12 protein-coding genes are annotated in these 13,112 nt (G+C 70.3%); 11 read left to right on the forward strand and 1 reads right to left on the reverse strand.

The window, feature by feature from the left end:
• Positions 1-4: 4 nt before the first annotated feature.
• The 11 genes from ACT86A_RS21550 to ACT86A_RS21600 all read left to right on the forward strand — a co-directional run bounded on the left by ACT86A_RS21550 (position 5) and on the right by ACT86A_RS21600 (position 11,873).
• Positions 5-526 carry a GNAT family N-acetyltransferase gene (locus tag ACT86A_RS21550; RefSeq protein ID WP_445093985.1) on the forward strand — a complete coding sequence of 174 codons (522 nt, stop codon included), beginning with the start codon at positions 5-7 and terminating at the stop codon, positions 524-526.
• Positions 523-1,635, forward strand: coding sequence for an LLM class flavin-dependent oxidoreductase (locus ACT86A_RS21555; protein WP_445093986.1), 1,113 nt, complete (start codon positions 523-525; stop codon positions 1,633-1,635). The genes ACT86A_RS21550 and ACT86A_RS21555 overlap by 4 nt, the downstream gene beginning before the upstream one ends.
• Positions 1,632-3,251 carry an ABC transporter substrate-binding protein gene (locus ACT86A_RS21560; protein WP_445093987.1) on the forward strand — a complete coding sequence of 540 codons (1,620 nt, stop codon included), beginning with the start codon at positions 1,632-1,634 and terminating at the stop codon, positions 3,249-3,251. The genes ACT86A_RS21555 and ACT86A_RS21560 overlap by 4 nt, the downstream gene beginning before the upstream one ends.
• Positions 3,252-3,253: 2 nt before the next feature.
• Positions 3,254-4,261, forward strand: coding sequence for an ABC transporter permease (locus ACT86A_RS21565; protein ID WP_445093988.1), 1,008 nt, complete (start codon positions 3,254-3,256; stop codon positions 4,259-4,261).
• Between the two features lie 102 nt (positions 4,262-4,363).
• Positions 4,364-5,176, forward strand: a complete 813-nt coding sequence (locus ACT86A_RS21570) for an ABC transporter permease (protein ID WP_445094063.1) — start codon at positions 4,364-4,366, stop codon at positions 5,174-5,176.
• Positions 5,173-6,786 (forward strand): dipeptide ABC transporter ATP-binding protein, encoded by a 1,614-nt coding sequence (locus ACT86A_RS21575; protein ID WP_445093989.1) that lies wholly within the window; start codon positions 5,173-5,175, stop codon positions 6,784-6,786. The genes ACT86A_RS21570 and ACT86A_RS21575 overlap by 4 nt, the downstream gene beginning before the upstream one ends.
• 176 nt (positions 6,787-6,962) lie before the next feature.
• Positions 6,963-7,199, forward strand: coding sequence for a hypothetical protein (locus ACT86A_RS21580; RefSeq protein ID WP_445093990.1), 237 nt, complete (start codon positions 6,963-6,965; stop codon positions 7,197-7,199).
• Positions 7,199-8,332: an LLM class flavin-dependent oxidoreductase gene (locus ACT86A_RS21585; RefSeq protein ID WP_445093991.1), complete on the forward strand. Its 1,134-nt coding sequence runs from the start codon at positions 7,199-7,201 to the stop codon at positions 8,330-8,332. Before ACT86A_RS21580 ends, ACT86A_RS21585 begins: the two co-directional genes overlap by 1 nt.
• On the forward strand, positions 8,329-9,699 hold the full coding sequence (locus ACT86A_RS21590) for an NtaA/DmoA family FMN-dependent monooxygenase (RefSeq protein WP_445093992.1): 1,371 nt from the start codon (positions 8,329-8,331) through the stop codon (positions 9,697-9,699). Before ACT86A_RS21585 ends, ACT86A_RS21590 begins: the two co-directional genes overlap by 4 nt.
• The gene (locus ACT86A_RS21595; protein ID WP_445093993.1) at positions 9,696-10,502 is read left to right on the forward strand and encodes a DUF1684 domain-containing protein; all 807 of its coding nucleotides are present in this window, start codon (positions 9,696-9,698) and stop codon (positions 10,500-10,502) included. The genes ACT86A_RS21590 and ACT86A_RS21595 overlap by 4 nt, the downstream gene beginning before the upstream one ends.
• A gap of 225 nt (positions 10,503-10,727) precedes the next feature.
• On the forward strand, positions 10,728-11,873 hold the full coding sequence (locus tag ACT86A_RS21600; protein WP_445093994.1) for an LLM class flavin-dependent oxidoreductase: 1,146 nt from the start codon (positions 10,728-10,730) through the stop codon (positions 11,871-11,873).
• 200 nt (positions 11,874-12,073) lie between these two features.
• On the opposite strand, the gene ACT86A_RS21605 is transcribed toward ACT86A_RS21600, so the two are convergent.
• Complete coding sequence (locus ACT86A_RS21605; RefSeq protein WP_445093995.1) at positions 12,074-13,072, reverse strand: methylenetetrahydrofolate reductase; 999 nt, start codon at positions 13,070-13,072, stop codon at positions 12,074-12,076.
• Positions 13,073-13,112 lie beyond the last annotated feature (40 nt).

The following is a 13,112-nucleotide window of genomic DNA, read 5'->3' on the forward strand; positions in this document are numbered from 1 at the left end:
GCCCGTGACACAGCAGCTTTCGACCGCGCCACTGCGCGTGCACCGGGTGCTCCAGGACGACCCGCTGGCCGCGCCTCTGCTCGCCGAACTCGCACTCGAATACAGCAGCCGTTACGGCCGCACACCCGGCGAGGTGCACGCCGCGCTACGCGAGCACCCGGCCACGGCGTTCACGCCACCGTACGGGGCATTGCTGGTCGTCACCCAGGACGGGGAGGCGGTGGCGGGCGGCGCGTTCCAGCGCTATGACGCGCACACCGCGGAGCTGAAACGGATCTGGACCTCGCGTGCGCACCGCAGGCGGGGGCTCGGGCGGTTTGTGCTCGACCAGCTGGAGACCGAGATCACTCGCCGCGGCTACCGGCGGGTGTACCTGACCACCGGACCACGCCAGCCCGAAGCCGTCGCCCTGTACCTCGCCGCGGGCTACCGCCCCCTCTACGACCCGGACCTGCCCGCGGAACAGATCGGCAAGCACCCGTTCGAGAAGCACCTGCCAGCCGCCAGTTTGGGAGCCACCGCATGAAGTTTCTGCTTTTCACCCTCGTCACCCGGGTGCCGGACCCGCGGACCGGCCGTCTGCCCGGCACCCGCGAGCGGCTGCGCGAGGTCGTCGACCAGGCGCGACTGGCCGACGAGCTGGGCTACGACGGGTTCGCCGTCGGCGAGCGGCACGAGGACCCGTTCCTGTCCGCCGCGCCGCCGGTGATCCTCTCGCACCTGGCCGCCGTGACCTCCCGGATCACGCTGTTCACCGCGGTGACCACGCTGAGCCTGCTGGACCCGGTGCGTGCTTTCGAGGACTACTCGACGCTGGACAACCTCTCCGGCGGTCGGCTGGAACTGATCATCGGGAAGGGCAACGGCACCGCACAGGCGCAGCTGTTCCACGTCACCACCGACGACCAGTGGGATCGCAATCGCGAAGGCTACGAGCTGTTCCGCGCGCTGTGGGCCGGCGAAAGGGTCACCTGGTCGGGGCGGTTCCGCCCGCCACTGCGCGAGGCCAAGGCGCTGCCGCGGCCGCTGCAGCCGAACATCCGGATCTGGCACGGCAGCGCGACCAGCCGCGACTCGGTGGAACTGGCCGCGCGGCACGGTGATCCGGTGTTCTCGGCGAACGTCACCAATCCGATCGAGCCCTATGCCGAGCTGGTGCGCTACTACCGGGAGCGTTGGGCGTTCCACGGCAACGATCCGGCGGATGCGCTCGTCGGGGCGGGCACCGCCGGATTCCACGTCGCCCGGACCTCGCAGGAGGCGCGGACCGCGTACGCGCCGATCTTCCAGGCGCGACTGGGGTTGGCCCGCAAGCTCGGGCTGCCGGTCGTGTTCGAGACCCTCGACGACTTCGTGGCGCGCAGCTCGGCCCTGGTCGGCAGCCCCGAGCAGGTGATCGACAAGGTCGGCCGCCAGCACGAGCAGCTCGGCCACGAGGTGATCAACCTGTCCGTCGAACGCGACGGACGCCCCGAACGGCAGTACCTGGACAGCCTGGAGCTGTTCCAGGCCGAGGTGGCGCCCGAACTGCGCCGCCGCATTCCCAGCCGACCGTTGGCGAGTTTCGTCGCCGACGCCGATCCCGACCCGGGCGAGCAGCTCGCCCGCACGGAAGTATCTGGAGTTGTTTCGTGATCCGATCCCGTCACCGAATCCTCGCGCTCGCAGGCGCGCTGGCCGCGGCCGCTTCGGTAGCCGCCTGCGGCAGCGATTCGGCCACGCCCGCCACCGTCGCGGGACCGCCGCGACCCGGCGGCACGCTGCGCTACGGCCTGTCCCAGGCGCCGACCTGCTCGGACCCCGCACAGTCCGCAACCAACCAGACCCTCTACGTGACCAGGCAGATCGTCGATTCGCTGACCGACCAGGATCCGGACACCGGTGAGCTGAAGCCGTGGCTGGCGCAGCGCTGGGAAGTGAGCCCCGACGCGAAGGTGTTCACCTTCCACCTGAGCGACGGCGTCACGTTCAGCGACGGCACGCCACTGACCGCGGACTCGGTGCGCACCACGTTCGATTCGGTGGTCAAGCTCGGCTCGGGCAAGGCGCCGCTGGGCAGCAGCTATCTCGCCAACTACGTCGGCACCACCGCCGTCGACCGGCTCACCGCCCGGGTGGAGTTCAGCAAACCCAACGCGCAGTTCCTGCAGGCCTCCTCGACCGCCCAGCTCGGCATCCTGGCCGACGCGACCACGGCCAAGCCGGCCGAACAGCGCTGCCTCGGCGACAACGTCGGCAGCGGGCCGTTCACCTACGCGGCCTACCGCCAGGACGCGGCGGTGACACTGGCCAAACGCGCCGGCTACAACTGGGGTTCGGCGGTGTTCGCGCATCGCGGCGAGGCGTATCTGGACAAGATCGAGTTCACCGTGGTGCCCGAATCCGGGGTGCGCACCGGCAGTGTCGCCTCCGGGCAGCTGGACGCGATCAGCGATGCGCTGCCCCAGGACGCCCCGCAGATCGAAGCGACCGGTGGACGGGTGCTCAGCACCGCCAATCCGGGCGTGCCATTCGGCTTGCAGCCCAACGTCACCCGCGGACCGCTGCGCGATCCCGCGGTGCGCCAGGCACTGCTGCCCGCGATCGACCGCAAGCAGCTGGTGGACACCGTACTCGGCCCGCAGTTCAAACCCGCGACGAGCCCGCTGGCCGGACGCACCCCCGCCTACACCGACCTCTCGGCGCGCCTGACCTACGATCCGCCGAAGGCGCGCACCATCCTCGACCAGGCCGGATGGGTGCCCGGCGCGGACGGCATCCGGGCGAAGAACGGTGAGCGGTTGACGTTCTCGGTGCTGTTCAGCCAGGTGTTCTCGGGCAACCAGGCGATCCTCGAGCTGGTGCAGCAGCAGCTGCGGCAGGTCGGTGTCGAGCTCAAGCTGGACCTGGTGTCGGTGGCGGAGACCACGGCGCGGCAGAACAGCAAGGATTTCGACACCATCTACTTGAACATCACCCGCGCCGATGGTGACATCTTGCGTACCACCTTCGGTCTCGACGGACGCAACCTCAATGTTCGCGGCCCCATCCCGGCGCTGGACGACGCATTGAACGGCCAGCTCAGCGCGGTGGACACCGCGGCACGTAAGCAGCTCATCGGTACCGCGCAGCAGCAGGTACTCGACGCGGGGTTGTTCGTCCCGACCGTCGAGCTGTCCCAGGCCATCGGAGCCGCCGCGAACACCCAAGGCCTGAAGTTCGAAGCCTCCGCGCGATTGCAGTTCTTCGACACCTGGCTGAGCGGGCGGTAATCGTGGCGCGCTATCTGGCCCTGCGGGCGTTGCAGGCGCTCTGGGTGCTGTGGGCGGCGTTCACGCTGTCGTTCGTGGTGCTGTACCTGCTGCCCGCCGACCCGGTCTCGATCGCGGCCGACGGCGGCGGTACGGGGACCCCGGTGGACAAGGCCGCCATCGCCGAATTGCAAGCCCGCTACGGGCTGGATCGGCCGCTGTGGGAACAGTATCTGACCGCGCTCGGGCACGCCGTCCGCGGCGATCTCGGGCACTCCATCGCGACCGGGCAGCGCGTCACGGACGCGATCGGCGACGCGCTGCCCGCCACCCTCGAACTGACCGGGACGGCGCTGCTCATGGCGATCGTCGGTGGCGTTTCGCTCGCGTTCGCCGCGACCTACACCGGCCGTCCGTGGCTGCGCAACGGCTTGGCCGCGCTGCCGTCGCTCGGCGTTTCGGTGCCGACCTTCTGGACCGGTCTGCTGTTGCTGCAACTGTTCTCGTTCCACTGGCGGCTGGCGCCCGCGTTCGGCGGACACGGCTTCGCGGGCACGGTGCTGCCCGCGCTCACCCTGGCTCTGCCGATCGGGGCGGTGATCGCGCAGGTACTCACCGCCGGGTTCGAAACCACCTGGCGTCAGCCGTTCGTCGACGTGGCGGTGGCCAAAGGCGGGTCGCGCTGGTGGGTGCAGCGCACCCACGTGCTGCGCCCGGCCAGCGTGCCTGCGTTCACCATCGCGGGCGTGCTGGTCGGCAACATGCTGGCCGGATCGGTCGTGGTGGAGACGGTCTTCGCCCGCCAAGGCGTCGGGCGGCTGACCCAGACCGCCGTACTGGCCCAGGACATCCCCGTGGTGCAGGGCATCGTGCTGCTCACCTCGGTGGTGTTCGTCAGCGTGAACCTGGCGGTGGACCTGATCTACCCGCTGCTCGACCCCCGCATCGCGGCGCGCTCGCGCGGCGGCGCCGATCACGGATCCGAGCACACCGCGGTGGACGCCGCCGAGGAGGCGATCATCCGTGCCTGACCCTGACTCATCATTCGTCCGCGCAGCGGGAGGTGACCAACCGTGGTCGACGTAACCGAGGAACGCCGCGGGGTGGTCCTGGCGGGCCTGCGGCAACCGAGTGTGAGCTGGAAGTCGGTGCGCCGCAACGCCGGACTGCTGGTGGCGGGCGCCGTAGCGCTGCTCGCCGTCGGATGGGCGCTGGCGCCGTCGGTGTTCGCGAGTGGCGATCCACTGACCGGCGTTCCGGCGCAGAAGTTCCAGGCGCCCAGTGCCGAACACTGGTTCGGCACCGACAATCTCGGGCGCGACCTCTACACCCGGATGGTCCACGGCGCAGGACTCTCGCTGACCGCAACCCTGTCCGCGGTGGGCATCGCGCTCGTCGCCGGGACCGTCCTCGGGCTGCTGTCGGGTGCGATCGGCGGTGTGGTCGACACGATCATCATGCGTTCGGTCGACGTACTGCTGTCCATCCCCGCCCTGCTGCTGTCGCTGGCGCTGGTGACCGCGCTCGGGTTCGGCACCCGCAATGTGGCCCTCGCGGTGGGTATCGCGCTGGTGGCCAACTTCGCGCGCGTGATGCGTTCGGAGGTGCTGCGGGTGCGTCAGGCGGTCTACGTGGAGGCGGCCCACGCGGCGGGCGTGCGCTGGTACACGGTGCTGGCCCGGCACGTGCTGCCCAACGCCTACCAGCCCGTGCTCGCGCTGGCGGCGGTCGAGTTCGGCATGGCGGTGCTGTCGGTGTCGGCGCTCAGTTTCCTCGGCTACGGCGCGAAGCCGCCCACCCCGGAATGGGGGACGCTGATCTCCGAGGGCCGCAACTATCTCGCGACCGCCTGGTGGATGACCACCCTGCCCGGCTTGGTCATCATCGCCGTCGTCCTCGCCGCTCAACGCCTCGGACGCGCCATCGCGAAAGGGGAACACGCATGAGCCCGGCGCCGCTGTTACGTGTCGAGGATCTGCATGTCCGCTATCGGTCCGATTCGGGGCCGGTCACCGCGCTGGCGGGTGTCTCGCTCACCGTGGCGCGCGGCGAGGTGGTGGCGCTGGTCGGCGAGTCCGGCTCCGGCAAGTCCACCCTCGCCCAGGCCGTGATCGGTCTGCTCGGAGCCAACGCCGAGACCACCGGCGGAACCATCACTTTCGACGACTCGGTGGTCGACACCAGGTCCGAACGAGCGCTGCGCCGGTTGCGCGGCGCCCGGATCGGTTTCGTCCCCCAGGACCCCGGCTTGTCGCTGAACCCCGTGCGGCGCATCGGCGACCAAGTGGCCGAACCACTGCTCGTGCACGGGCTGGCCGCCCGCAACGCGGCGCGCGCGCGAGCGATCGAACTGCTGGCCGACGCCGGGCTGGACCGGCCGGAACTGCGCGCCGAGCAGTACCCACACGAGCTGTCCGGTGGGCAGCGCCAGCGGGTGCTGATCGCGGCCGCGCTGGCCTGCGCACCGGAGCTGGTCATCGCCGACGAGCCGACCAGCGCGCTGGACGCCACCGTCGCTCGCCGAGTGCTGGACCGGCTCGCGGAGCAGATCGCGGCGCGCGGCACCGCAGTGCTGCTGATCACCCACGATCTGGCCGTGGCCGCCGAACGCGCGGACCGGCTCGTCGTGCTCAGCGGCGGCGAGGTGGTCGAGAGCGGCCCGACCGCCGACCTGCTCGCCGCGCCGCGCCACCCCTACACCAAGCGGCTGCTCGCCGCCTCACCGAGCCTCGCCGCGCCGGGCGCCTACCGCGCCGCCAAACCCCGCGACGGCCAGCCGCTGCTGGTCCTGCGTGACGTGCACAAGGCCTTCCGGGCGCACGGCGGCACTGCCGTGGCCGCGGTGGCGGGGGTCGGTTTCGAACTCGGCCGCGGCGAGACTTTGTCGCTGGTCGGCGAATCCGGTTCCGGTAAATCCACTACCGCCCGGATCGCGTTGCGGCTCACCGAACCCGACCGCGGCGAGGTCATCTTCGACGGGCAGGAGCTGTCGAGGGTACGCGGGGCGCGGCTGCGTGCGCTGCGCAAACGCTTCCAAGTGGTGTACCAGAACCCCTACGCCTCGCTGGACCCGCGCTGGCGAGTGGGCGCGATCATCGAAGAACCCTTGCGCGCGTTCGGGATCGGTGATCGTGCGGCGCGGCGGGAACGGGCGGCCGAACTGCTCGAGCAGGTCGCGCTGCCGGCCGGATTCGCGCAGCGGCGTCCCGCCGAATTGTCCGGCGGACAACGCCAGCGCGTCGCCATCGCCAGGGCCCTGGCGCTGCATCCCGAACTGCTCGTGCTCGACGAACCGGTTTCCGCGCTGGACGCGTCCGTGCAGGCGCAGATCCTCGAGCTGCTGGACCGCCTGCAATCCGAGCTGTCGCTGAGTTACCTGTTCATCTCGCACGATCTGGCGGTGGTCCGCCGCATCAGCGATCAGGTCGCGGTGTTGCGGCACGGTCGTATCGTCGAAAGCGGCCGCACCGCCGATATTTTCGACAACCCGCAGCACGAGTACACGCGCGAGCTGCTGTCGGCCATCCCCGCCCCCGCCACGGCAGGCGCTTGCTGATGCCGAATCCGACCTATCGCCACAGCCGATTACTGAACCGGCAGGAGCACCGGGCGCGCTGCCGCAGCCGCTCCGAGCCGGCCGCACCCGTCACGACCACCGGAACCCGCACACCGGAGCCCACCACCGGCCGCACGCCGACCACGTGGTGGCACTCACCGAAAAGGATCGTCCTGATGGTGTCTTCCACCTTCTCCCACGGCAAATCGGACCGCCCCGTGGCCGCGCCGTCCCCCGGGCCGAACGTTCCAGCCAGCCTCGTCCGGCTCGCCGTCGGCACGGCACGGTGGTGGCGCACCCACGCGCCGCGCACCGCGCTGTGGCAGCAGGCGCTGTTCTCGGCGCCGGACCTGGCCGGTGCGGGCGTACACCCGGCACTGCTGCGGCAGCTCGAAGCGGAGGCCACGGCCTGATGGCTGATCCGGATTTCTTCGTGGCCGTCGAACTCACCGGAACCGGCGCGCATCCCGCGTCCTGGCGACGTGACGACTCGCGCGCGGAGGACCTGTTCACCGGCCGGTACTGGCTCGACGTGATAGTCGCGGCCGAAAACGCCGGTGTCGACGCGGTTTTCCTGCCCGACTCGTTCGGCTTGCAGCCCGGCGGCCCCGGCGCCACCCGCGGCCGGCTCGACGCGGTGGCGATTGCCGCCCGGGCCGCCGCGGCCACGCGCGGCATCGGGCTGGTGCCGCAAATCCCGGTCACCCACACCGAACCCTTCCATCTGGCGAAGGCCATCCAGAGCCTCGATTTCGCCACGTTCGGCCGGGCGGGCTGGGAGGTCACCGTTTCGGAGGGCGCCGAACAGGCACGGGCGTTCGGGCGCAAGCAGGCGCAAGACGCGGCCGCGCTGTGGCACGAGGCCGACGAAGCGATCGAAGTCGTCACCCGCCTGTGGGACAGCTGGGAGGACGACGCGGAGATTCGTGACCTGCCCACGGGCCGCTTCATCGACCGGGGCAAACTGCACTACATCGACTTCGCCGGAGACAACTTCGCGGTGAAGGGCCCCTCGATCACGCCACGGTCGCCGCAGGGCCAAGCGATCGTCGCGGTGCGCGCCGACGATGTGACCGATGCCGCAGTCGCGGTGCGCCGCGCCGATTTGATCCGAATCGGCGCCATCGATCTCGACGCGGCACAGGCACGGCGCACGCAGTTGCGTGCGGAGCTGACGGCGGCCGGCCGCGACCCCGACCGCGTGCGCATCCTGCTGGATCTGGACATTCACCTGGCCGATTCGGTGGACGCGGCGACCGACGAGGTGCGCACACTGGACGGCTGGGCCGACCAGCTCGTGGCGTCGGCCCCGAGCGGCTTGCGGCACATCGGCACCGCTGAGACACTGCGCGAGGCACTGGCGGCCGTGCACGCCGCCGAGGCCGCTGACGGTGTAGTGCTGCGCCCGCTCGCCGTCCCGGCCGCGGTCCACCGTTTGCCGTCGTTCGGCCGCACAACCCTGTCCACCGGCACTCTACGCACTCGCCTCGGCCTGCCGCGGCCCGCGAGCCGCTACGCCACCAGCACAGAAGGCACGCCGTCATGACCGACAAGCCGCGCAAGCTCGTCCATCTCGCCGCCCATTTTCCCGGCGTCAACAACACCACCGTGTGGAGCGACCCCGCATCGGGCAGCCAGATCGACTTCGCGGGGTTCGTGCATCTGGCGCAGACCGCGGAACGGGGCCTGTTCGACTTCTTCTTCCTCGCCGAAGGACTGCGGCTGCGCGAACACCTCGGCCGCATCCACGATCTGGACGTCGTCGGCAGGCCGGACACCTTCACCGTGCTGAACGCGCTCGCGGGGGTGACCGACAAGCTCGGCCTGGCGGGCACCATCAACAGCACCTACAACGAACCGTTCGAACTGGCCAAACAATTCGCGTCGCTCGACCACCTCTCCGGCGGGCGGGCCGCGTGGAACGTCGTCACGTCCTCCGACGCGTTCACCGGCGAAAACTTCCGCCGCGGCGGCTATCTGGAGCACAGCCAGCGCTACCGCCGCGCCGCCGAATTGATCGACGTGGCCAGGGCACTCTGGGACAGTTGGGACGCCGACTCGCTGGTCGTCGACCGGAAAGCCGGCGTTTTCGCCCAGCAGATTCCCGAAACCCGCCATCGCGGAGCGCAGTTCGACATCACCGGTCGATTCGTGCTCCCGCCGAGCCCGCAGGGCCACCCGGTACTGTTGCAGGCGGGCGACTCCGACGACGGCCGCGAGTTCGGTGCGGCCACCGCCGACGCGATCTTCACCGGCCACGGCACCCTCCAGGAGGGGCAGCAGTTCGACGCCGACGTGAAGGCACGCCTGGCCAAGTACGGCCGGACCCCCGACGAGCTGAAGATCCTGCCCGCCGCCACCTTCGTCCTCGGCGACAACGAGGCCGAGGCGCAGGAACGGGCCAGGCACATCCGCCTGCAGCAGGTCAGCCCACAGACCGCGATCGCGTTTCTCGAACAGGTTTGGGGCCGTGATCTTTCCGGCTACGACCCGGATGGCCCGCTCCCCGACGTCGAGCCCGCCGACGACGTAACCATCACCCGGGGCCGCGTGCGCCACGCCAAGGACCCGCGTGCGGTCGCCGAGGCGTGGCGGGCCAAAGCGGAAGCCGAGCGGCTCAGCATCCGGGAGCTGATCATCGAGGTGACCACGCGGCAGCAGTTCGTCGGCACCCCCGCCTCGGTCGCCGAGCAAATCGACACCTACGTGCAATCCGACGCTGCCGACGGATTCATCCTCGTCTCGCACCTGACCCCGCACGGGCTGGACGAATTCGTCGACCGGGTCGTCCCGGAACTCCAGGAACGCGGCAGCTTCCGCACCGAGTACACCGGAACCACCCTGCGTGACCACCTCGGCCTGCACCATCCCCACCACCGCACCACCTCCCGCGAAGGAGCCAAAGCGTCATGACCACCAGCATTGCCAGCGTTTTCGAGACCGAGTGGGCGCACTGGCACCGCGCGCGCGTGGACCGGTTGCGCGACCCGCTCGGATTCCTCAGCCTGACCGCGCTGCACTGGCTCACCGACAGTCCCGAGCGGTTGCCGGACGTACCGGGCACCTGGTGGGTCACCGACGACAAGGTGTTCATCACGGCGCAGCCCGCCGACCGGCTGGAGTACGAGGGCCTGACCATCGCGGGCGTGCAGATCGTCCGGCCCACCGAAGGGGCGCCGGGATTGCTGGTACGGCATGAGCGTCGGGCCCTCGAGGTGATCCGCCGCACCGGCCGCCACGCGGTCCGCGTGCACGATCCGGCCGCGCCCGCTCTGCTCAGCTTCACTGACATACCGGCCTACACGCCGGACCCGAACTGGGTTGTGTACGGCCGGTTCACACCGTTCGACGAAGCGCAGACCGTGACCACCGGCGCGGTGGTGGAGGGTCTCGAGCACCGGCACCGTGCCGCGGGCACCATCGAATTCCGCATCGGCGAGGTGACCGAACGCGTCGTCGCATTCGGCGATCCGGGCAACCTGCGGGTGCTGTTCACCGACGCGACCAGCGGCGTCACGACCTACCCGGCGGCACGCGCGCTGGCAGTCGACCCGCCGGAGGCGGACGGCACAGTCCGGTTGGACTTCAACCGGGCGGCCAATCTGCCCTGCGCCTTCACCGATTTCGCGACCTGCCCGGTGGCACCCGCGCAGAACCGGCTGCGCGTGGCCATCGAGGCCGGCGAGCAGGACCCCCAGCGCGGACGCCCGGCATGAGCGGTCAGGCCTGGAGGCGGCAGCACAGCCATAACCACGCAAGGCCCCGCCCATGCCGAAAAACAGACACAGCATGAGCGCCGGACTTGGACACGGCAGCACAGCCATAACCACGCAAGGCCCCGCTCATGGCGAAAAACAGACACAGCATGAGCGCCGGACTTGGACACGGCAGCACAGCCGTAACCAGGCAAAGCCCCGCTCATGGCGGAAAGGAGACACAGCATGAGCGTTCCACTGTCGATTCTCGACCTCTCCCCGGTCAGTGCGGGCTCGACCCCGCAGCAGGCGTTGCGCAACACCATCGATCTGGCCCAGCGCGCCGAACGGTGGGGCTACCACCGGTATTGGCTGGCCGAACACCACTTCGTCTCGGTAGCGAGTTCGTCGTCCATCACGCTTATCGGCTTGGTCGCGGCGGCGACGACGCGCATCCGGGTGGGTTCGGCCGCCGTGCAGGTCGGTCACCACACCTCGGCGTCGATCGTGGAGGCATTCGGCACCATCGACGCGCTGCACCCCGGCCGGCTCGACCTCGGGCTGGGCCGTTCCGGTCATCGGCGCAGCCAGTTAGGTGCGGAAACCGCGCGCCCCGCAAAGCCCGTGAGCGATTCCGTGATCGGTCGCACCGAGATCCGTGACGGTGTCGTGGTTCCGCCGCCGTTCGATCCGAAACGCATCGTGGACCGGTCCCGGTTCCGCGCCTCGTTGAGCGCGCTGCAGCAGCAAGGCGCGCAGCCGCTGGAGTTCGCCGAGCAGCTCGACGAGGTGCGGGCGCTGCTGGACGGCAGCTTCGTCAGCCCCGAAGGCGTCTCGCTGCACGCGGTCCCGGGCGAGGGCGCGCAGGTGCAGCTGTGGCTGTTCGGCAGCAGCGCGGGCGAGAGTGCGGAACTGGCCGGGCGACTCGGCCTTCCGTTCGCGGCGGCATATCACGTCTCGCCCGGCACCGCGCTGGACGCGATCGATGCCTACCGTGCGGCATTCCGTCCGTCCGCGATTCTGGCCGAGCCGTACGCGGTGATCTCCGCGGACGTGGTCGTGGCGAATGACGACGCGACCGCGCAGCGCCTGGCCGCCAGTTACGGACACTGGGTCTACAGCATCCGCAGTGGCGCAGGCGCGACCCCCTACCAGGACCCGGCGACCATCGCACCGCTCACCGCGGAACAGCGCCGCCTGGTCGATGATCGCCTGGCCACCCAGATCGTGGGTGCACCGAGCACCGTCGTGGAGCGGCTCGCCGCCCTGCAGCGGGTCACCGCCGCCGACGAACTGCTCGTCACCAGCGTCACCCATCGGCACGCCGACCGCCTCGAATCGCACCGGCTGCTTGCCGAGGCGTGGGGTTTGCGGGCGGCGCGCGCCGCCTGAAACACCGCCTCGCGATCCGGCCCCGGCCCCGGCCGATGCGCGCACCGGTCGGGGCCGGGCCGTCGAGCAGCACCCCGGACTGCCCGGTTTACGAGCAGCGCCGCCGGATCACGACTACGACCGCCGGTAACCAGGTGCTCGAGCAGCTCACGATGAAACACCTTCGCCCGGCCCAGCGCGGGCCGGGCGAAGCTCGCGGGTCAGGCGCCGATCGGCGCGGCGGCTACGCCGTAACCGAGGTTGGCGAGCACCTCGCTGGTCGCCCTGGCGAAATTGAGCGTGATGAAGTGCAGGCACGGCGCGCCCTCGTCGATCAGCCGCTGGGCCATCTCGGTGGCGATCTCGATGCCCGCCGCGCGGACCGCGACCGCATTCTCCTCGGAGCCGTCGCTCGCCGCGGCCCACAACCGCTCCGTGACAGCGGCGGGCAGCTGTCTGCCGGACAGTTGCTCGGCGCGCCGCACCGTGCGCAGCGAGGTGATCGGCATCAGCTCCGGGATGATCGGTTTCGCGCCCTCGATCGGGTCGAACGCCGCGAGGCGATCACGTAGGCGCAGATAGTGCTCGACATCGAAGAACATCTGCGTGATCGAATACTCCGCGCCGGCCCGCAGCTTCGCGGCCAGGAAGGCGGTATCGGTGTCCAGGTCCGGTGAGCGGTGGTGTCCCAGCGGGAACGATGCCACGCCGACATGGAAATCGCCGAGGTCGCGCACGATGCGCACCACCTCCTCGGCGTAGGAGACACCCTCCGGGTGCCGGTGCCATTCGCCGAGCGGATCGCCCGGCGGGTCGCCGCGCAGCACCAGGATGTTGCTGATGCCGGAGTCGGCGTAGGCGCCGACCAGCGAACGCAGTTCGGCGACGCTGTGCTCCACCGCGGTCAGGTGCGCGACCGGCAACAGCGTGGTCTCCTGCGCGAGCTGGCCGGTGACGCGTACGGTGCGGTCACGAGTGGAACCGCCCGCGCCGTAGGTCATCGACACGAACGCGGGATGCATGCACTCGAACTGCCGCACGACGCGCCACAGCCGCGCCTCGGCTTCGGCGTCGCGCGGCGGATTGAACTCGACCGAAAACGGCACCGCGTGCCCCTCGTGCATTCGCAGGCTCTCGACGACCGAAGGTGTTGCCGAGATACCCGGCTGGGTCCGGGACGACCTGTCGGCGGAGTTTCCCCGCACGTTGTCGAACGTCACCGGTTCAGTGTAAGAGGGGGCCGGTGGCAGCGCTGTCGGG

It is taken from the genome of Nocardia glycosmidis, assembly GCF_052545115.1.

Excerpts from the sequence above, each read along its gene's own strand:
- ACT86A_RS21555 (WP_445093986.1), top strand. The coding sequence starts at position 523 with ATGAAGTTTCTGCTTTTCACCCTCGTCACCCGGGTGCCGGACCCGCGG.
- ACT86A_RS21575 (WP_445093989.1), top strand. The coding sequence starts at position 5,173 with ATGAGCCCGGCGCCGCTGTTACGTGTCGAGGATCTGCATGTCCGCTAT.
- ACT86A_RS21580 (WP_445093990.1), top strand. The coding sequence starts at position 6,963 with ATGGTGTCTTCCACCTTCTCCCACGGCAAATCGGACCGCCCCGTGGCC.
- ACT86A_RS21585 (WP_445093991.1), top strand. The coding sequence starts at position 7,199 with ATGGCTGATCCGGATTTCTTCGTGGCCGTCGAACTCACCGGAACCGGC.
- ACT86A_RS21590 (WP_445093992.1), top strand. The coding sequence starts at position 8,329 with ATGACCGACAAGCCGCGCAAGCTCGTCCATCTCGCCGCCCATTTTCCC.
- ACT86A_RS21595 (WP_445093993.1), top strand. The coding sequence starts at position 9,696 with ATGACCACCAGCATTGCCAGCGTTTTCGAGACCGAGTGGGCGCACTGG.
- ACT86A_RS21600 (WP_445093994.1), top strand. The coding sequence starts at position 10,728 with ATGAGCGTTCCACTGTCGATTCTCGACCTCTCCCCGGTCAGTGCGGGC.